At 52.4% G+C, this 18,442-nt stretch carries 18 protein-coding genes; 12 read left to right on the top strand and 6 right to left on the bottom strand.

Translation table 11 applies throughout. From position 1 onward, the window contains the following. Positions 1-17 precede the first annotated feature (17 nt). The 3 genes from E5180_RS06640 to E5180_RS06630 are packed head-to-tail and all read left to right on the top strand — an operon-like array spanning position 18 to position 2,756. Complete coding sequence (locus E5180_RS06640) at positions 18-689, top strand: winged helix-turn-helix domain-containing protein (RefSeq protein ID WP_138923685.1); 672 nt, start codon at positions 18-20, stop codon at positions 687-689. Next, positions 686-2,065, top strand: a complete 1,380-nt coding sequence (locus E5180_RS06635) for a HAMP domain-containing sensor histidine kinase (protein ID WP_138923684.1) — start codon at positions 686-688, stop codon at positions 2,063-2,065. The genes E5180_RS06640 and E5180_RS06635 overlap by 4 nt, the downstream gene beginning before the upstream one ends. Beyond that, positions 2,058-2,756, top strand: a complete 699-nt coding sequence (locus E5180_RS06630; protein ID WP_171048912.1) for a VIT1/CCC1 transporter family protein — start codon at positions 2,058-2,060, stop codon at positions 2,754-2,756. Before E5180_RS06635 ends, E5180_RS06630 begins: the two co-directional genes overlap by 8 nt. Positions 2,757-2,913: 157 nt before the next feature. Here E5180_RS06630 and E5180_RS06625 read toward each other — a convergent pair whose 3' ends face one another. Together E5180_RS06625 and E5180_RS06620 are read right to left on the bottom strand one after the other, a co-directional pair. Next, a complete protein-coding gene (locus E5180_RS06625; protein WP_138923683.1) occupies positions 2,914-3,561 on the bottom strand; it encodes a hypothetical protein in 648 nt (215 codons plus the stop codon). A 53-nt stretch (positions 3,562-3,614) separates the two neighbouring features. Next, on the bottom strand, positions 3,615-4,376 hold the full coding sequence (locus E5180_RS06620) for a COG4705 family protein (RefSeq protein WP_206338736.1): 762 nt from the start codon (positions 4,374-4,376) through the stop codon (positions 3,615-3,617). A 234-nt stretch (positions 4,377-4,610) separates the two neighbouring features. On the opposite strand from E5180_RS06620, the gene E5180_RS06615 reads away from it, so the two are divergent. The 3 genes from E5180_RS06615 (at position 4,611) to E5180_RS06605 (ending at position 7,359) form a co-directional block, all read left to right on the top strand. After that, positions 4,611-5,600 carry a mechanosensitive ion channel family protein gene (locus E5180_RS06615; protein ID WP_171048911.1) on the top strand — a complete coding sequence of 330 codons (990 nt, stop codon included), beginning with the start codon at positions 4,611-4,613 and terminating at the stop codon, positions 5,598-5,600. Between the two features lie 268 nt (positions 5,601-5,868). Then, positions 5,869-6,690 carry a COG4705 family protein gene (locus E5180_RS06610; protein ID WP_254700550.1) on the top strand — a complete coding sequence of 274 codons (822 nt, stop codon included), beginning with the start codon at positions 5,869-5,871 and terminating at the stop codon, positions 6,688-6,690. A gap of 177 nt (positions 6,691-6,867) precedes the next feature. Continuing rightward, positions 6,868-7,359 (top strand): DUF2127 domain-containing protein, encoded by a 492-nt coding sequence (locus E5180_RS06605; RefSeq protein WP_171048910.1) that lies wholly within the window; start codon positions 6,868-6,870, stop codon positions 7,357-7,359. A 202-nt stretch (positions 7,360-7,561) separates the two neighbouring features. Here E5180_RS06605 and E5180_RS06600 read toward each other — a convergent pair whose 3' ends face one another. Genes E5180_RS06600 through E5180_RS06590 form a run of 3 tightly spaced genes read right to left on the bottom strand, consistent with a single transcriptional unit; the run spans position 7,562 to position 10,466 of the window. After that, positions 7,562-7,948, bottom strand: coding sequence for a GtrA family protein (locus E5180_RS06600; RefSeq protein WP_138923680.1), 387 nt, complete (start codon positions 7,946-7,948; stop codon positions 7,562-7,564). 2 nt (positions 7,949-7,950) lie between these two features. After that, on the bottom strand, positions 7,951-8,946 hold the full coding sequence (locus E5180_RS06595) for a glycosyltransferase family 2 protein (protein WP_206338735.1): 996 nt from the start codon (positions 8,944-8,946) through the stop codon (positions 7,951-7,953). Next, positions 8,943-10,466: an ArnT family glycosyltransferase gene (locus E5180_RS06590; RefSeq protein WP_138923679.1), complete on the bottom strand. Its 1,524-nt coding sequence runs from the start codon at positions 10,464-10,466 to the stop codon at positions 8,943-8,945. The genes E5180_RS06595 and E5180_RS06590 overlap by 4 nt, the downstream gene beginning before the upstream one ends. 146 nt (positions 10,467-10,612) lie before the next feature. Between E5180_RS06590 and E5180_RS06585 the strand changes: the two genes are divergently transcribed. The 4 genes from E5180_RS06585 (at position 10,613) to E5180_RS06570 (ending at position 14,140) form a co-directional block, all read left to right on the top strand. Beyond that, on the top strand, positions 10,613-11,284 hold the full coding sequence (locus E5180_RS06585; protein ID WP_138923678.1) for a winged helix-turn-helix domain-containing protein: 672 nt from the start codon (positions 10,613-10,615) through the stop codon (positions 11,282-11,284). Beyond that, positions 11,277-12,638 (top strand): sensor histidine kinase, encoded by a 1,362-nt coding sequence (locus tag E5180_RS06580; protein ID WP_138923677.1) that lies wholly within the window; start codon positions 11,277-11,279, stop codon positions 12,636-12,638. Before E5180_RS06585 ends, E5180_RS06580 begins: the two co-directional genes overlap by 8 nt. A 397-nt stretch (positions 12,639-13,035) precedes the next feature. After that, a complete protein-coding gene (locus tag E5180_RS06575; protein ID WP_138923676.1) occupies positions 13,036-13,575 on the top strand; it encodes a Chromate resistance protein ChrB in 540 nt (179 codons plus the stop codon). A gap of 7 nt (positions 13,576-13,582) precedes the next feature. After that, positions 13,583-14,140 carry a phosphatase PAP2 family protein gene (locus tag E5180_RS06570; RefSeq protein WP_206338734.1) on the top strand — a complete coding sequence of 186 codons (558 nt, stop codon included), beginning with the start codon at positions 13,583-13,585 and terminating at the stop codon, positions 14,138-14,140. A gap of 363 nt (positions 14,141-14,503) precedes the next feature. Here E5180_RS06570 and E5180_RS06565 read toward each other — a convergent pair whose 3' ends face one another. Then, the gene (locus E5180_RS06565) at positions 14,504-14,785 is read right to left on the bottom strand and encodes a transposase (protein ID WP_138923675.1); all 282 of its coding nucleotides are present in this window, start codon (positions 14,783-14,785) and stop codon (positions 14,504-14,506) included. Positions 14,786-16,395: 1,610 nt separating this feature from the next. Here E5180_RS06565 and E5180_RS06560 point away from each other — a divergent pair. Both E5180_RS06560 and E5180_RS06555 read left to right on the top strand, forming a co-directional pair. Then, the gene (locus tag E5180_RS06560) at positions 16,396-17,580 is read left to right on the top strand and encodes a trans-sulfuration enzyme family protein (RefSeq protein WP_171048909.1); all 1,185 of its coding nucleotides are present in this window, start codon (positions 16,396-16,398) and stop codon (positions 17,578-17,580) included. 366 nt (positions 17,581-17,946) lie between these two features. Continuing rightward, entirely contained in the window at positions 17,947-18,420 is a 474-nt protein-coding gene (locus E5180_RS06555) for an SH3 domain-containing protein (protein ID WP_171048973.1), read from the top strand. The last annotated feature ends 22 nt before the right edge of the window (positions 18,421-18,442 follow it).

Raw genomic sequence — 18,442 nt, 5'->3', positions numbered from 1 at the left:
ACTCACGGACATCTACCATGAAAATTCTTGTGATCGAAGACGACAGAATGACCGGAAACTACGTTGCCGAAGGGCTCCGTGAGGAGGGGCATACGGTTGATTTGATGACCGATGGCAAGGACGCTTTACTGCAAGCCAGCACCACCAACTATGATATTCTTATAGTTGATCGCATGCTGCCTGGCCTAGACGGTGTGTCTGTGGTCAAAACGATGCGCGGTGCAAAAAATCAAACACCGGTTTTATTCCTGACCTCTTTGGGCGGCGTCGATGACCGAATAGAGGGCCTCAATGCAGGCGGTGACGACTATCTCGTGAAACCATTCGCGTTCGGAGAATTATCTGCCCGCGTCGCCGCCTTGGCTCGGCGTCCACGCGGAACACAGGACGAAATAGTGCTACGCGCTGGCGATCTGGAAATGGACCTTGTTCGGCGGAAGGTGACGCGTGCAGGAATGCTTATTGACCTGCTGCCAAGAGAGTTTGCGCTACTAGAACATCTATTGCGACGCAAAGGCAGGGTCCAGACCCGCACAATGTTGTTAGAAGCGGTATGGGATATCAGCTTCGATCCTCAGACCAACGTTGTCGAAACCCACATCAGCCGTCTACGTGCAAAGATCGACAAGCCTTTTGACGTGGAACTGATCAAAACGGTCAGGGGTGCTGGCTACCGGATCGAAGAATGAAAAGTAGTTTCCGTGAGAGATCCCAAACCCTGTTAAAGTCGACACCATTGCGTCTCGCGCTGGCGCTCGTAGTACTATTTGCATTTGTGAGCCTGCTTAGCCTCGGCGCTTCCTATTTGGTCATTAAGGATTCCTTCAACAACTCGATGGAGGCTGATCTTCGTCAAGAGCTTGCTGGATTTCAGGCAGCCCCTTCGTCGAGTGCCGTCGCCCGGTTAATAGCAGCCGAAGCTGCCGTGACGGATCCTGAGCGGCGCATCCTTAGCTACGTTTCGGCAGATGGGAAATATTCCGGGAATGTTAGGGCTTCACGTTCAAACGAAGGGTTTCGTATTCTTTCACTGCCAGATGAGGACGAGCTTTCGGAAGGTCTCTATCTTGCTCTGACCTCAAACCTTTACGGCGGCCAGCTGACGGTCGCCAACAGTCGTTCTCAGATTGAGGATTTGGGGGAGCTATTTCTCAACATCCTTCTTCTCAGCGTTCTTCCCACCACCGTTGTCGCACTGACAGCAGGTTTGATCATTTCCCGACGCAGTGGTCGACGTATCGATGCTATTGGTGGAACGCTGAAGCAGCTTACCGCGGGTGATCTGTCAGCACGCGTCGAGAACATTGATGGTCGCGAGGATGACCTATCTTCAATTGCCCGGCTGGTGGATAGTATGGCGGCCGCGCAGCAATCTTCTGTAAATGCACTCAGGCAGGTCTCTGCGGATATAGCCCATGACCTCAAGACGCCTATTCAGCGCGTTGCGGTCCTGTTGAGCAAGGCCCGCGAGATGCCAGACCTGCCTGAAAAGCTAGAGTCCATTCTGGATGAAGCAGGGCAAGAGACAACCGGCATCGTCGCGACCTTTCAATCATTGCTACAAATCTCGCAGATTGAAGGCGGGAGCCCGAAGAACAGGTTTCAACCGGTGGATTTGGGAATGCTGGCTGCAACATTTGTCGAGGTATATGAGCCGGCTGCTGAGGAAACTGGTCATCGGATTGAAGCCGTTCTGCCGGGGAGAGGCGCGGCAATAATTTTGGGTGAAAAGGGATTGCTTGGCCAAGTGCTCGCGAATCTAATCGAAAACGCCTTGCGCCATACCCCAGCAGGGTCTTCGATCAAAGTTGCCGTAAGTTCGCAGGCGGACAAGGTGTGTCTCGAGGTTAGTGATACCGGGCCAGGCGTGCCCGCTGACGAAAGGCAAAATGTGTTGAGACGCCTCTACAGACTGGAAACAAGCAGGACGACACCGGGAAACGGATTGGGTTTAAGCTTGGTTGCGGCAATCGTCGACATGCATGAGGGAGAGATTGAGATGAGTGATAATGAGCCTGGCCTGCGCGTCGCAATGACATTCGAAAAGGCTAGTTCCGGTGATTGAAGAGGCGCATGATCAGAAACATTACTCGGGACGTTCAGGCTGGTTAAGGGCAGCCGTGCTTGGCGCAAACGACGGATTGCTGTCGACCTCAAGTTTGATTGTCGGCGTAGCGGCGGCGGCGACATCGCCTTCGCAGATTATGTTGGCGGGCGTCGCTGGGCTCGTAGCAGGCGCAATGTCCATGGCTGCCGGAGAATATGTGTCGGTCAGTTCACAGTCGGATACTGAGAAAGCTGATATAGCACTGGAACAAGCAGAGCTTGTTAGGAATCCAGTTGGCGAGCTTGAAGAACTTAGGGAGATTTTGATTTCTCGCGGAATGACCCGAGAGACAGCAATTAAAGCCGCTGACGAAATGACGGCCTACAATGCGCTCGGATCACATGTTCGCGAAGAAATTGGTCTTTCGGAGGCAAACTCAGCCAACCCAATACAAGCAGGCCTGGCATCAGCGGTTGCATTTATTTTAGGCGGTCTTCCACCAGTAGTGGCTTCCTTAATCTCACCGACTAGCATACTTGCTTACCTAGTCGCGGCCATAACTGTTACAATGCTTCTAATGCTCGGAGCAGCGGGAGCGAAGCTAGGAGGCGCACCATCGGGGAAAGCGGCTCTACGTGTTGTTTTTTGGGGCGTAATAGCTATGACCATCACCCATATAGTGGGCTCGTTGATCGGAACGCAGATTTAGCAAAGGATAAAATGGTGCTCCTGTGCTTCATTTTGCAGATGTATGGCTTGCTAGGTGTTCGGCGTCTGCTGCCAGCTGAAGCAGCACGAATAGGGTGGCAATCTAATGTTTTGCGCATCTGGCTCTAGGTCAAGTCAGTCTTACAAAAAGCGCGTCATTAATTTGAAGGTGACGGACCCAGTTCCCCTGCAAACTTGATGAACGCACGAGAAACCAGCCCTTCGGTAATAAATCCAGTTGGCAACATCATCAGATGCGCCAGATCGGCAATCGGCTCAGGAAATAGCGCAGCCTTGACGACCAGCGCCATAACGCCAGCCGTCATCGCCCACTTTCGCCAGCTCAGGTAGTAGAGACTTGCACCAATCAAGCCGAACCCACCGGCTGACATACCTACATCATAAGTACCTGAAAGCCCTGAGAATCCACTGACATGAAGAAGCTCAATTAACATGACGACGCCGAACATCAAAAACAGCGTACCTAAGAAGTCGAGGAGAAAGAACATTACCGCTGCGCGCAGTGGCCCGCACCGCCATTCAAACCAACCTATAGAGAATGCTGCGAGCAGGAGTTGACGAGCCAGCATGTCTGCATCGTGGGAAATAAAGGAGCCCGTGAAGAGACGAAGCCATTCGCCCTGCGCTAAGCTAGTCAGGCTGACGCCGAACTCGGCCAAATCCGATTTAGAAAGCTCCCCATGCAGCACACCTAGATAAAGGTTGGCAGCCATCATCGCTATTAGGAAAACCGGGGTGAAGAGCCAGAAACGATGTGATTGGGTGGAATGGGGTGACGTGTACATCCGGTTTTTCCCTCAGCACCGGCACCCGCGATCGGGCATCGGTGCTCCGCAGCTCAGCTGTGGCGCTTGCGTTGGTCCGATTTATGCGACCAGAAGACAAAGCCAATTATTAGAACCAGGGAAACCAGCGACGCCCAATGCGTGCCAAGGTCAAGACCGCCCTTATCCAGGGGCTTGGTCAGCAGGTCGCCAAACGTTGCGCCAAAGGGGCGAGTAAAGACAAAGGCGATCCAGAACAGCGCGATATCGTTCATCGCTTTTGTGTAATGTAGGAGCAGTACCACAGCGATGACGCCCATGGTGACCATCGCACCCTGAATGTAGCTTAGATTGACTACGTCAACGAGGAAATCACCGAAGGCGGTGCCCAAACTATTAGAGAACAAAACGGCGATCCAGAAGGTGATCTCAGCATCTTTCCGGATGATCGGATCAACACTTAGGTTGCCATCACGCTTATACCAGATTGCCAAGGTCGCAAGCAGCCCAGCCGACAGGATCGCAGATCCCCAGACATAACCGAGCCCAAAGGTTCGGTCCATCATGTCCGAGATCTCGGTTCCGACCATCGTTGTACCGACAATAGCAGCCCAAAACAGCGCAGGATGAAAGCGCTCCGCACGAACCTGAAATATCAGAACCGTTACAAGGAACGCACCCGTTATCCCGAGGGCGATGACATATCCAAGGTTAAGTGTCTGGGCGAGCATATCCCCTGACATCTCGCCGAGGGTTGTTGCGATAATCTTGATGATCCAGAAGAAGATCGTAACTTCGGCGATCTTGTTCAATGTGGATTTTGAGGTTGAGGTCACGGTCGGCTCCAATATCACAAATGTTAAATTCCGATGGGATCAAGCACGCCATTAACACTACACTCGCAGCTTCGCATTGCCATGAGATTACCTTTTGGTAAGATCTGAAATTTGTTGAGCCTTCTTCGTGGTGAAGTGATAGTTTTAACTGGAAACCACCTCAACATCTTGGTCATCAGGCATCCCATTTACCCTAGGCCACGCAACCATATGCAGAAACGGGAACTCACACTTATGAAACGGCACACACGCTGGATCAGCCTTGTTGTTGTGCTTGCTGTCTTGGCATTTCTGGAGTTTCAGTTTGGGGACCTTTTGCTCGATAGCCAGACTAAAGTGCTGACGCCATTGACGAAGGTGCTGCTGGTTCTGAGTATCGGCGGAACGGGCATTATCTCATTTTCGGCGCTTTTGAAGCGTCAACTTACGCAAGACAGTGAAACTGTCTCCGCTGGGACAGGTCGGCCGGCGAAGGCGTCCCGCGCCATCAGTGTTATTTCACTTGTTCAAGGTGTCCTTTGGGGTGCATTGATACTGCTAGCTGGTTTGATCGCACTGTCTCAGGCCGGAGTAGATCTGGGTCCCATGCTTGCGGGAGCTGGCGTTATGGGACTTGTGATCGGGCTTGGGGCACAGAGCCTGCTGAAGGATATTCTTGCCGGGATATTCTATGTGATCGATGACGCCTTTCGCATCGGTGAATATGTCGAAGTCGGCAATCTTCGTGGTACGGTCGAGCGCCTTTCCCTCCGATCCATGCAGGTTCGGCACCATCGCGGCGCGCTGCATACAATCCCCTATGGTGCTGTTCCTTCCATCACGAACTATAGCCGAGATTGGGTCATCGTGAAATTCCAGTTCCAACTACCGCTCGATACTGATGTGTTGAAAGTAAAAAAAATCGTCAAACAGGTTTCCGCTTTGATCATGGAAGAGGACGAGTTCGGACCCTATATCCTTGAACCACTAAAGTTTCAGGGTATCGACGACGTCGATCTATTTGGGCTTATGGTTCGGCTTAAGTTCATGTCCGTTCCAGGCGAACAGTTCGTCATGCGCCGTGAGATGTTGCGCCTTCTTCAGCAAGCTTTTGCTGAAAATGGTATCGAGTTCGCAAAACGGAGTGTGACAGTGACGTCCAACGGTGCGGACACGAGCGCTGCGGCAGCTGACGCGGCCGAAGATGATGCAATGCAACAAGGTCAGCAGCCTCCATCGATTTGATCAGTGTTGCTACTAAAAAGTCTTTACTCTGGAATAGATCCGCGAGCACATATGCCGCGCCGAAAGACTTTTGTCGCCATATATCGGAGATTACCAAATGGTATGCTGTTCCGAAGGTCATGGTAACCACCGGCGCGCCATAAGTGATCCTATCGAATTCGGCACCGACCTGACCCAAATCCAGCCCGCATAGATGTCGGCGCGAAGGACTAATAAAAGGTGAGGTGTCGGCTTCGGATTTGATGCCCTTTTGAAAGGATCTAATCCAATGGCACGAACCTCAGCACGACAGGTGAGCGACGGTAACGCTCATTCGATGATCGACGCAACAACCGGTGAGACAATATACAACCGGGTACCGCAAGTAACGTGGGACTTTTGGCTGGTGAAACTGTTGGCTGTCACAGTGGGCGAAACTGCTGCCGATTTGATTGCAAGCAACTTGGGATTGGGTCTGACCAATACTTCGTTGATCATGTCCGCCTTCCTCGGCATCGCACTCTTCTTCCAGTTCCAGCAGCAAAGATACGTACCCTGGATATACTGGTCGACCGTGGTGCTTGTCAGTGTTGTCGGTACGTTGATTACCGACAACTTCATTGACAACCTTGGATGGTCTTTTACGCCGATAACACTGATGTTCGCGGCAGCGCTCGCTGCAACTTTCGCGGTCTGGTATGCGGTCGAAAAGACACTGTCGATCCACTCGATCTACACGTTCCGGCGCGAGGCCTTCTATTGGCTTGCTATCCTGTTCACCTTTGCACTTGGCACCTCCGCAGGTGACCAGCTTGCAGAGGGTCTGGGCGCAGGGTACCTTCTTTCCGGGGTGATGTATGCCACTGTCATCGCCGTTATCGCTGGACTTTACTACACGGGCAAGATGAACGGTATTCTTGCCTTTTGGCTGGCATACATCGTTACGCGACCCATGGGGGCTTCGTTTGGTGACTATCTATCCCAGCCCGTCGCAAACGGTGGGATCGGTCTTGGCACAGTTATCACAAGCTTGATATTCTTTGCCGCGATTGCCGCGACGATCATGTACATGACGCGCTCTAAGGATGGACTGGAGCGCATCCCGGAATAACCATACGCCACACGTAACCTGCCTCGACTGGCCTGCTTCCGGAAACGAAAGCAGGCCGTTTTTAATAAGATGTAGCGATGTTACGGCAGGGCAGTTTTTGAGGCTCATGATGGTGGTACGGCAAGGTCTGAGCGACTAGTCTACCAAGAATTCTGTGCGATTACCCGGAGCGGCAATGTGATACTTTTTGATAAACGAACTGAAGCTACATCTCATCAGCTGTTTCTTCTAACGGTCGTTGCAAAAGGGCTTCTTGGCCTGTTCCAGCTTGCAACAGCTGCAGCAATCGTCTTTGGCGCAACGCAGCAATTGCCCAAATTCGCCGAATGGGTTTTCAAGGCCGAACTCAGTCAGGATCCAAAAGACTTTCTAGCCACAAAGATCATGTCATTGGCGGGTTCGATCCCCCAAGCTGACCTATCGTTTTATACCGCATATTTTACGGCACATGGCGCGCTGCACATCGGCGTGGTGGCGGCATTGCTCTACGGTGCAAAATGGGCGGATATCGCTGCGATTGCCATTCTTGCGGCCTTCGTTGTGTATCAGGTCTTTGAATGGTTCTCGATTGGCGGCGGGATGCTGGTATTGCTTACAGTAATCGACTTGGTCGTGATCTATTTGACCGTTCTTGAAATGCGTCGAAAGACCTATCCCAACAGTGATTGAGCCCCAAGTCGTCTCGGCGCTGCAGAAATCGGGGCGAACCTATTTCGGGATACATCCAGACAAACCAGGCACCCAGAACGACCGAAGGCAGGCAACACGGCCGTGCCGTCGCCTAGAATACACAGTCACACACTTCAGAACTAGGTTTCTGCAAATAGCTTCGCCGCGGCAACCGCAGAGCGCGATTGCCGAGGCACAGTGTTTAGGCATGGTCTTTATGCAACCGCCGAAACGCCCAATTCCGGCTGGCAAAAAATGTCACGAGAGCCGCAACGCCAGTCGATACGACCAGAGACGCGATATGGGGTAGAGGCACCGACCATATCAGCACGGCGAGCAAGGTTTCATTAACGACAAACCCCGCACATGCCACCACGGCAAATCGCTTTAGCGATGTGGCAATCTCTTTTTCTTGGTTGGAGAAAGAAAAGCCGTAGTGCCCCATGAAACTGACGACAAATGCGATTACAAACGAGACCGGGTTTGCTGCAAGTGCAGGCCATCCAGAGTGAACAAGCGTCACCCCAATCAGCATATGCACCAACGTTGCAATGGCTCCTACAAACCCGAATTTCAGGAATTGATACACGATTACCCCTCGGCTTCGATATGGTTATGGATTTCCGCGATGATGAAGCCAGGCCGCCCTTTGACCTCGGTGAAGACCCGCGCAAGATACTCACCTAACACGCCAATAGAGATGAGCTGCACGCCCCCCAAAAGGAACACAGCGACTGCAAGCGTCGACCAGCCTGGCACATCAATACCAAAGAGCATGGTTTTCGCGGCGATCCAGAGCCCATAGACAATGGAGAGCATAGCGACGCTCATGCCAATCAGCGTCCAGACACGCAGAGGCCAGTTGGTGAAGGAAGTCATTCCCGTAAGACCGAGTTTTAGGAGGCCCCGAAAGCCAAACTTGGATATACCGCCTCTGCGCTGTTCCAATTCGATTTCTATGGCTTTGGTCCGGAAGCCAACCCAGCCATATAGCCCTTTCATGAACCGATTGCGTTCCGGAAGATCACACAGCGCATCGACAACCCGCCGGTCCATCAAGCGAAAATCCCGGGCATCCTCTGGAATGCTGGCTTCGGTGCCCAGATTGAGCAACTTGTAGAAAACGCGGGTGAACAGACGTTTTAGGTATGGTTCATCGTCTCGATGGGCTCGCACAGCATAAACCACCTCGAACCCTTCGGCACGGTGCTGCATCATGCTTGCGAGGTGGCAAAGAGGCTCTTGCAGGTCAGCATCAAGAATGACAACCCCCGCGCCTGTCGACGCCTCGAGCCCAGCCATGATCGCCTGTTCCTTGCCGAAATTTCGCGACAATCGGATAACCCTTATTGGAACGTCGCGATCGGCGGCCTTGGAGTGCTGGAAGGTGCTGTCCGAACTGCCATCATCCACGACGATGATCTCATAGGAACGCACTAAGCTACGGGCTTCGGTATCGACGCGTCGGATGGTCTCTGCGATGTTCTCTTCTTCGTTAAACGCAGGGATAACGAATGAGAGGTCGGGCACCCTAATTGGGCTGGCTACTTTTCGTACGTCGTGCATCTGCATAGCGGCCAACTTCATGGTTTTTCTCCTGTGATACCCGCCTCTACAAAGAGGAAGTTTCGTCCAAATTTGCCGAGATTTGTAAATCGTTGACCGAGCGTCGAAGAGACTTGGTCAAGGGCACCAGGCGACACGGCGACGGCGTCTCTCACGTCATCTGAGGCAAGCGCTACAAGCCCACCGAGATCTGTGATCGCCTGCGCTTTACCGGCGGTGTAGAATTCCGCGGAATAACTTCTGCCGCCCCAATATGAGAAGCGCATCAGTGGGTCGATCTCTAAAGCTTGTGTGACCAGAGCCTGCTGCGACTTCAGGTTCAGTGCCTCCGGCGCAACTTTCGACAATAAGGTGATGGTGGCAAACAGTGCTGTCACTACACCGACGGAGACGCCGAACATCGTCCTTGCAGCGCGCCCAGGGGGTCCTTGAACCGACGACCAAAGCGACACCAGCAGGAGGGCGGCGGCCGGCATTCCAGGGAGGGTATAAGCGGCAAGAATATTGGCGGCTGGCGTAAAGAGCAGCATTGGTGCCAGAGCCCATAGCAAAAGATAACTGTGCCAGCCGCGCGTATCTTCCCTAACAACCCTGGCGATCTTTTTTACGGGCCAAACAAGCCACGCTGCAAACAGGGTCCATGGTAAAAACGCAGCGATCCAGTAAAGCCATATCAGGCCTTTCGCCCGCGCATGTCCCGAGCCGTATAGGTCTCCTTGCCAGCCCGATACGGTAAATCTCTCGAAGTGTTCGCCGATAAGGAAATAGCGCAGAAAACCCGGCGTCTTCAGCTCGGCGGCAATGTACCAAGGCAGAGTTAGTGCCAAAAGCAATGCCATGCCCGTACGCCAAGGCAACGCCGAAACATTCGACCACCGTCGACCGATGAGTATCCACAAACCGATTGGCATCAGCGTCAATAAAAGTGCCACTGGGCCCTTTGCCAGCAGACCGACGGCCAACCCGACAAAAAACAGATAGCCCCATATTCTTTGGCCGGTTTGATCGGTTGCTTGAGTGAAAAAGGCGACCATGCTCAACGTTATACCAAGTGTCATGACTATATCGGTCATAACGAAGGCCGAGGCACCGAAGAACAATACGGACGAGAACAACGCGACAACTGCCACCAGTGCCTGTTCCGCACCAACATGGCGCTTCATGAACACGCCCGTCAGGCCAAGAACGGACAACCCTGAAAGTAAAATGAAGATCCGTGCTCCGAATCCGCCGACGCCGAAAATCTGCATGCCGAACGCAGAAAACCACGTGTGTAGCGGCGGCTTTCCCCAGAATGGTACGTCATAGTCAAACTGGGGGGTGATCCAATCGCCCGTCTCGATCATTTTCCGCGCGATCTCAGCATACCGTGCTTCTGTTGTGTCTGTGAATGGCAACCACAGCATAAAGAGCACGCGAATTGCCAATAGCGTAAATATTGCGGCGATCAGAAACCGGCGATCTTGAATCGTGAGCCCGAAAGTGCCTCGAAAGCTAACCGAACGGTGTTGAACCGGGATATTGGTATCGAGCGTGACCATGTCGTCCTCTTGAAACTTCTTGGTTTTGAGTAAGACAGCCGATCTGACCCGCTAGTGGTCGCGTCTATACCGATTGGTAATGTTGGCCCCATGGCGGATCGAATAGTTTGGAGGTAATCTAGTGGGAACATTTGAAGGTGAGCCCCATGCGTGTCCTGATCGTGGAAGATGACCAAGAAACAGCAGACTACATCTGCTCTAGCCTGAGGGAGCTTGGGCATGTGTTCGAGCACGCTGCCGACGGCAAAAGCGGATTTCTCAGCGCGCTGGACAGCGATTTTGATGTTATGGTTATTGACCGGATGTTGCCGGGTCTCGACGGCTTGTCACTGGTCAAGTCAATTCGCAGCGCTGACGTCGCCACGCCAATCATCTTCTTGAGCGCCATGGGCGGCATCAACGATCGGGTCGATGGGCTGGAAGCAGGTGCAGACGATTACCTGGTCAAGCCCTTTGCTTTTTCAGAACTCTCGGCCCGCCTAACAGCATTGGCGCGCAGGCCTCCTATGCAGGCCGAAGAGACAAAACTGCAACTTGCTGACCTTGAGATCGATCTAATCAAACACACTGTTGTCAGGGCTGGGATTACAATACAGGTGCAACCTCGTGAGTTTCGGCTACTTGTCTTTCTGATGCGAAATGCCGAACGTGTCGTGACGCGGACGATGCTTCTGGAAGGCGTGTGGGATTTTCACTTTGACCCCAAGACCAATGTCGTTGAAACCCACATCAGCCGCTTAAGAAATAAAATCGACAAGTCGTTTGACCGTCAATTGATCCACACTGTGCGCGGCTCTGGGTATAGCATGCATGCTTAAGTCGGGCCGAACATCACTGCGGCTGTCGCTTCAGTTTGCATTTCTTTATTCGGTACTGTCGGCCGTGATATTCGTTGGGGCCTATTGGTTTTCCAACTATGAGGTGCGTGACTGGCTACACGATCAAATGAATTCCGACAGGGAAATCTTGCTGGAAATCTTTGAAGAAAACGGTATCGATGACTTGGTCAAAAGTGTCGATGTGATGGCGCGGGTGAACTTTGAAAACGCACGCATATTCCAGCTGCTTGGGCCAGATGGCACGGTTTTGGCGGGTAACATCACACAAATCGACGGAGAGGAGCAGCGTGGATACGTTTCTGCCGAAAACGTTTTCATCGTCGGGGAACATGAGGAAGAGATTTCGGGCTACTGGATCATTGAAGAAAAATTCGGCCAATATACTCTTGTTCAAGGAACCGGAAATCACGTCATTGCTGAAGTTCTTGAAGCTCTCGGAATAAGTCTTGTGTCAGGTTTCATTCTGATCATGGGTATTGGGTCGTTCGCGGGTGTTTGGGTCGGCCGCCTTACAGAGCAAAGGATCGAAGCGATTTCGACAACGATGGAAGAAGTCGCGGAAGGCAAGCTCGCCGCGCGTATACCGATAGATGAAACGTCGAATGACGATCTGGACCGTGTTTCGAAGAGTATCAATAATACTCTTGAAAAGCTTGAAAACCTGATGGAAAGTCAGGTCCAAATTTCCAACGATATCGCGCATGATCTTCGCACACCGTTGCAGCGATTGCGTCAACGGTTGGAAAAAATGACCAATCAACAAGTCGTAGACACAAATGAAGCTGGTATCGCGCTGGCCCAGACCGAGGACATCATCAATACCTTCAATGCGCTTTTGCGGATTGCTCAGATAGAAGCGGGGGACAGGCGTGAAAGGTTTCGCCGAACTGATCTGCGTGACCTCGTTATCAATGTTTACGACGCTTTCGAACCAACCGCAGAGGACGCTGGCCAGCAACTCCAATTGAAGATATCGGATCAGCCTCTGTTCGTTCTCGGCGACTCTGATCTTTTGATGCAGTTGATATCCAATCTTGTCGAAAACGCTCTCCGACACACACCGGAAGGCACCACAATATGTATGGAGGCCTCATTCTCGAATGGAGCGCCCGTGCTATGCATTGCTGACACTGGGCCCGGGATTGCCCGCGAAGACCGCGAAAAGGTGTTCAGGCGCTTTTACCGCGGCGAAAAAAGCCGAACGAGTGGGGGCAACGGGCTGGGTTTGAGCCTGTGCAAGGCGATCGCTGAGCTTCATTCCGCCGAACTTATGGTTTCAGATAATCAACCTGGCCTTCGGATCGTAGCTGACTTTCCGCCTGCTCCTGACTGAGGCGCGGCTGTTATTGACCACCTGCCGATGGAGGGGTTAACCCAAATCCAAAAGCCAACGGGAAGTATTCGACGCGACGAGCAGCGATTTCGCAATTACTAGAATCGAACACTTGAGCAGTCTTCACAAGCGGCCTTAACGGTCACTCGTCACCACTTAAAAATTCCGTTCGGCCCGTCATAGGGGCCATTCGCATAGAGCGCAGTATCTTGTCGGCTAAAACGCCGGTGTGCGGACAAAGCGAGCTTTGGGTGCGGCTGCGCCAACGGTTGCTTTCGGTAGCCCTCCTAAAACGGCAGCTTCTGCCGGTGTCACAAATCCTTACTTTTGTCATACGCAATAAGTGCAGCTTAAGTCAGACATTGAAATGTAACGACCGTAACATTAAACTGACACCATGGAACAAATGACTTGGATTCTACTGACCTACAAGGTTCCGCCGGAACCAGCTGCCAGGCGTGTCGCGCTGTGGCGAAAGCTCAAGAGTATGGGCGCGGTATACCTTCAGAATGGTGTGTGCCTGTTGCCTGAGACCAAGGAGCACATGCGCCAACTCAAAATGCTCGAAAATGATGCTGCTGAAATGGGTGGCGAGACGGTTCTTCTGGTAACGAAGTCATTGAATCAGGCTCAAGAAGACAAGGTTATCGCGCGATTCAAGGCAGATCGTGATGATCAGTATCGTGAGTTTATCGGAAAATGCGATGCATTCGAGGCTGAAATTGCCAAGGAAATAGCGATAGAAAAGTTCACCTACGCCGAGCTTGAAGAAGAGGACAACGACCTCAAAAAGCTTCAAAGCTGGATCGAAAAAATCAAAAATCTGGATTTCTACGGCGCTCCGTTAGCGACAACTGCATCAGAACGTATGACTTCTTGCGAAGAAACGCTCGCGGATTATTCGCAACGTGTTTTCGACGCTAATCAGGGGCTGTGAGAGCAAGATGACGCAGAATGACCTCGATTTAGCCGTTACAAAACTGATCAACGGTATCGCGGGGCAGACCTTGTTCCTTGATACCGCGATGATCTGGGTCTCCGCCGCAGGCATTCCGCTGCTTGTTCTGGCGGTTGCCTGTCAATGGTGGGCAAGGCCGGACAGACAAGGCACCCGGCATGTGCTGGTCCAGGCCGGATTGGCGTTTTTTCTTGGTTTAGGTTTCAACCAGATCATCCTGATTTTTGTAGATCGGGTTCGCCCCTATGCCGCTGGTATAAGCGATCTTTTGATCGCCCCAAGTGCCGATCCTTCGTTTCCTTCCGATCATGCAACAGCAGCCTTTGCAATCGCGGTGACATTTGCGGTTAGCAACATGCCAAAACGTGCTTTCTGGTTTGGTTTGGCTGCACTCACCGTCGCGATCTCGCGGGTTTACGTTGGCACCCATTATGCCAGTGATGTCCTTGGAGGCGCTTTGACAGGCGCATTTGCAGCCGTTCTGCTGCCATCATTTTATGTGCGGGGGACACGTGTCGATCGCTTCATTACGGGCCTTTTATAGCAAGTAATCTTGCGACGCCCCAGTGTCTTTCAGGCTTAGGAGAGGGTGCGATGTAAACGTATTTTAACGAACTTCTGCCGTCGATCCAGCCTCTGGGGCTTTATGGCTATTGGTTGATCGGTCTGTTAGCCTTTGGCGAGTCTCTTGCTTTGCCATTGTCTATCCTCCTGTTGGCAGCAGAAGGGCGTGGGCTACGCAAATCCGTCATCTTCCTAATCGGGATCACTGCCAAGACAGCGTCACCACTCTCGAGTTCGCATCAACCCATGGACCACGATTTTTAATGGGGTTCCTCCCTCAGACGGACCACCAATAAGCTAACGGCCGCTCCCCTTCATTTTGCAACGATAGCAGGACCGGTTTCTACCGCGCACAGGCGGGCACCAACCCGGAACGGTTTTTTAAGATTTTCCGCTGCTCAGTGGCCCGTGCGAACTCACGCTTCAATCGTCCGATCTCTGCCGCTTGTTTAGCAACTTCTGATCTGACCTGTGGTGACTTCGCAAACTGTGCCTTCCACGTGTACAGCGACTTGGTGCTAATCCCCAGTCGCTCAGCCACTTCGCTGACCGCATATCCACGCTCAACAACTTGCGCTACGGCATTCTGTTTGAACTCGTCCGTAAACCGTATTCCCTTGTTCATATCCGTCTCTCCTTGGTTCCAAAATTACCAAGCAATGCGTCTACAAATCTAGGGGCTATTCAGCGCCTCAGTCCTCGCCACGCAAGCCGTCCAAAACGATCCGAATCTTCTCTTCAGGTGAATAATGTTTACGCGTGGCGCGCTTGATGTCTTTGACGATCTTCTCGCCAAGGCTCTCCGTTGTCGTTCTCGTCGTCCACTCCTCAGTGGCTACGATGAGCAACAAACCCTCTCTTAGCAAATAACGTTATTTAGCCCCATAGGCGCTGACGTCAGACATTTTTAGCGGACCTAAAGCAGCTATTCGAGATTAAATGTCAAAGGCAGTATGATGAGGGTCTTTGCGACGGGCATGTTTAACGTCTTTTAACATTCTTCTTTTAAATGGCCTGCAAATAAATGGCCTGAAAAAACCTACAATGTATCTTATATTGGTACTTTTTTGCCGACACGACCCACCTAAGGTAACTATATAACGTCACTTTTGGCATGAAGCCGCGCGGTCGACGCCTACCGTTCTCCTGCGCCTCTCAAACCAATCTTCAGCCATCTCAGGACTAGAATCAGGCTCGAGCCAAGGCGATTGGCCGCCGCAGAGCTCTGCAGGAAAGTATGATTGCTGAGAAAATTTTTTTACCACATCACCTTTGCCCCAGCTCATGGACACTGGAAACGAGGACACGAAACTGGTCAACGCCGATCTTGTACTTGTAGCAGTTGTGGACCGCCATACCGATATATTCAACGAACAGTGAAGAACAACGCAGGGTCTCAGAAGTTTCATAGGCTGTACGAGACCCTCTTTGTCACCCTGCTAGTTCACTTTCGAGGTATTGACGTACGCGGATGATTGCGGGCAGTCCTCCCGCAATCATAACATCCATGGCAGATTGGCCCGCAAAAAGCGGGGCGCGGTTATTGCGCATGATCCAGTTATAGCACCGTGGCTTAGTGAAAATCATGCGGAGCGCTACATGTATCCCTATAAGCGCAAGTGCGCGCGAAGCTTGGTCCTCGGTGAGCGGCTCTTCATAGTGTCCAGCCCGGATCCTATTCCAAATTTTACGAGAGACACCGAGAAGATCAGACGACTGTTGCTCTGTCATCTGCCAGCGGGCAAATAGCTTGGGGATTGCGCGCAAAATCGCCTGTTTTTCACCTGACGTCATATAGTTCGCTGCCCTATCACCTTAGGTACTCATTGTCGTTCTGTCTCACTGCCCTGCATGCCACAGTGCATGATTTTGAAAACTTAAGTAGCAGCCATCGGCCGCGAAAGTCTGTTATAATTTAACGTTGACTGAGGACTTGATTTAACGGGAGAACCAAAATGCAGAAAAGTCGCGTGGCTCTTTCGAGGGACACGCCCGCATAAGGCCGTTCGCGCGGGCGCGTCAGAAAGGGCGGAAACCGGTCTTTCGCCGCAGGCGCGCCCTATACTTGCCGAGGCAGAGGAAGCCGACATCCACCCCAGTATTGCATGAGATCTTTCGCTGCATCGCCGCAAGGCTGCTCTGAGCCCACTTCGACGAATGCGGCATTGTGCACAAATGTCCGCTATCAGTAGAGAGGCAAAAAGCTCACTGCGATACGTAATAGGATCATGGACGATGAAAAACTCACATAGCTCGGTTGTACGGCGCGGGACGATACGCCAAAACTTGGGTGAACCTCTTGTGCCTGCTTTGTCGCCGTCTGTTGTCTACCACTACGAAAACGCGGATCAGTTGCAGTCAGTCTATGACGGCGAGGTAAAAGGATTTGGTTACGCACGTGAGGGGCATCCAAACGCGGATACCTTGGCCAGCAAACTGTCATGGATGGAAGGCGCAAATGCTGGTGTCATGACTGCCTCTGGCATGTCTGCAATTTCGGCGACATTTATGTCTTTCTTGCAGGCTGGAGATTCCATCGCTGCCGCCTCGCAGCTCTATGGTCGGTCTTTGAAAATGGTGACGGGCGATCTGCCGCGCATGGGGTTTCCTTGCCGCACGTTCGATGCGTCCGATCCGGCCACTTTTGCGCAAGCGATTACGCCTGGAACGCGCATTGTGTTGGCGGAGATTGTGTCTAATCCGATGCTGCGTGTGACCCATTTCGCCGAGCTGGTGAAAGCTTGCAAAGCTGTCGGAGCCTTGCTGTTAATCGACAATACCTTCACCACGCCCACAGGGTTTCGCCCCTTGGATCAAGGCGCTGATCTGGTCATGCATTCGGTCACAAAAATGCTCTCAGGCCATAGCGATCTGAACTTGGGGTATCTTGGCGGTATAGATGCCGACCTTTTGGACAAAATTAGCGATGTGATCGCGACCATGGGTTTGAACGCCAGCCCCTACAACTGTTGGATGGCAGAGCGTGGGCTAAACACATTCGACCTTAGGTTCAGGCAGGCGCAAGAAAATGCCCACAAGTTGGCCGCATTCTTTGACGGACACAGCATGGTTGAACAGACTCACTTCCCCGGACTTTCTACACACCCAGATCACCAACTGGCGTCGTCAATGATCTCTGGGGGGTACGGGGCGATGGTTAGTTTCGTCCTGAAAGGGGAGCGAGCACATGCAAACGCCTTTCTGCGCGGATGTGAAAACATTGCTTACGGCCCAACGCTTGGCGATGTGGCGACAATGGTCATCATGCCAGCGGTGTCATCACACCGTAAATTATCGAGGGATGAACGCCTCGAACTCGGGATCGAAGATAACTTGATCCGCGTGTCCGTCGGTATTGAAGACTTCGAACTTATCAAACGAGAGTTTGAAAGCGCGTTAGACTTAGCGGGAAAAGCGTAACGATCGCATGGTTTCTGGTGTCCGTCGCCAGGGTTTTTGGAACCAATTGCGGCTTAAACTAAGAGAGCGTTTGGCTCATCTGGTGGATTGCACTATGCGGCGCGTTGTCTGTGATGCAAGCGCCGCGTTTCGAGTGTCACCGCATCTCGGAAGCCTCCGGTGACTGTCGCGTCACGAAAATACTCATCGTTTTCTTCGGCATATTCTCCCTGCATCACTTTCCAATACCTCTATATGGTGGCACAGTGCCAGTCAGGGGTGCCCTGCACGAGAACCACCGTTCCCATCAGGCAGATCGAGGCGGCATTCATGACCCTTTCACATATCCTGTGTTTTCTGACCGCCCTTACGGTTGTCACCCCCTTGATGGCGCAGAACACGCTATCGATTTCGACCAGCTTTGCAGCGCCGGATGTGGGACAGGAAACCAAACTGCCACTGCCCCGCTACGTCAGTCTGAAAGCAAAAAAAGCGAATGTGCGCCGTGGACCAGGCCTGACCTACCGCATTGATTGGGTGTTCCAGCGTCGGAGAATGCCGTTGCAGATCATTGCTGAGTACGGCCATTGGCGTCGCGTGATCGACAGTGACGACCAAGGTGGCTGGGTGCATTATGTCTTGCTGTCGGGCATACGCACAGTGATCGTCAAAAAAGATCTTCTCGCACTGCGCACCAACCCGTCTGAAACCGCGTACGTGAGGGCCAAACTGGAAGAAAACGTCATCGCGCGGCTCCACGATTGCCAAGGCGAATGGTGCGAATTGACCGCAGATGGATATACCGGCTGGGCGCATAAATCCTTACTCTGGGGTGTTGGCCCCAAAACCGACAGGATCTGAATCTTTGCTTCAATTGGGTATG

Origin of the sequence: Sulfitobacter sp. BSw21498, from assembly GCF_006064855.1 — a bacterium.
GTDB lineage: Bacteria > Pseudomonadota > Alphaproteobacteria > Rhodobacterales > Rhodobacteraceae > Sulfitobacter.
This window is presented reverse-complemented; position numbering and strand designations above follow the sequence as displayed.

What these genes read in the sequence shown, in the direction of transcription:
- E5180_RS06640 (WP_138923685.1), top strand. Translation starts at nt 18, where the DNA reads ATGAAAATTCTTGTGATCGAAGACGACAGAATGACCGGAAACTACGTT.
- E5180_RS06635 (WP_138923684.1), top strand. Translation starts at nt 686, where the DNA reads ATGAAAAGTAGTTTCCGTGAGAGATCCCAAACCCTGTTAAAGTCGACA.
- E5180_RS06625 (WP_138923683.1), bottom strand. Translation starts at nt 3,561, where the DNA reads ATGTACACGTCACCCCATTCCACCCAATCACATCGTTTCTGGCTCTTC.
- E5180_RS06615 (WP_171048911.1), top strand. Translation starts at nt 4,611, where the DNA reads ATGAAACGGCACACACGCTGGATCAGCCTTGTTGTTGTGCTTGCTGTC.
- E5180_RS06610 (WP_254700550.1), top strand. Translation starts at nt 5,869, where the DNA reads ATGGCACGAACCTCAGCACGACAGGTGAGCGACGGTAACGCTCATTCG.
- E5180_RS06595 (WP_206338735.1), bottom strand. Translation starts at nt 8,946, where the DNA reads ATGAAGTTGGCCGCTATGCAGATGCACGACGTACGAAAAGTAGCCAGC.
- E5180_RS06590 (WP_138923679.1), bottom strand. Translation starts at nt 10,466, where the DNA reads ATGGTCACGCTCGATACCAATATCCCGGTTCAACACCGTTCGGTTAGC.
- E5180_RS06585 (WP_138923678.1), top strand. Translation starts at nt 10,613, where the DNA reads ATGCGTGTCCTGATCGTGGAAGATGACCAAGAAACAGCAGACTACATC.
- E5180_RS06580 (WP_138923677.1), top strand. Translation starts at nt 11,277, where the DNA reads ATGCTTAAGTCGGGCCGAACATCACTGCGGCTGTCGCTTCAGTTTGCA.
- E5180_RS06575 (WP_138923676.1), top strand. Translation starts at nt 13,036, where the DNA reads ATGGAACAAATGACTTGGATTCTACTGACCTACAAGGTTCCGCCGGAA.
- E5180_RS06570 (WP_206338734.1), top strand. Translation starts at nt 13,583, where the DNA reads ATGACGCAGAATGACCTCGATTTAGCCGTTACAAAACTGATCAACGGT.
- E5180_RS06565 (WP_138923675.1), bottom strand. Translation starts at nt 14,785, where the DNA reads ATGAACAAGGGAATACGGTTTACGGACGAGTTCAAACAGAATGCCGTA.
- E5180_RS06560 (WP_171048909.1), top strand. Translation starts at nt 16,396, where the DNA reads ATGAAAAACTCACATAGCTCGGTTGTACGGCGCGGGACGATACGCCAA.
- E5180_RS06555 (WP_171048973.1), top strand. Translation starts at nt 17,947, where the DNA reads ATGGCGCAGAACACGCTATCGATTTCGACCAGCTTTGCAGCGCCGGAT.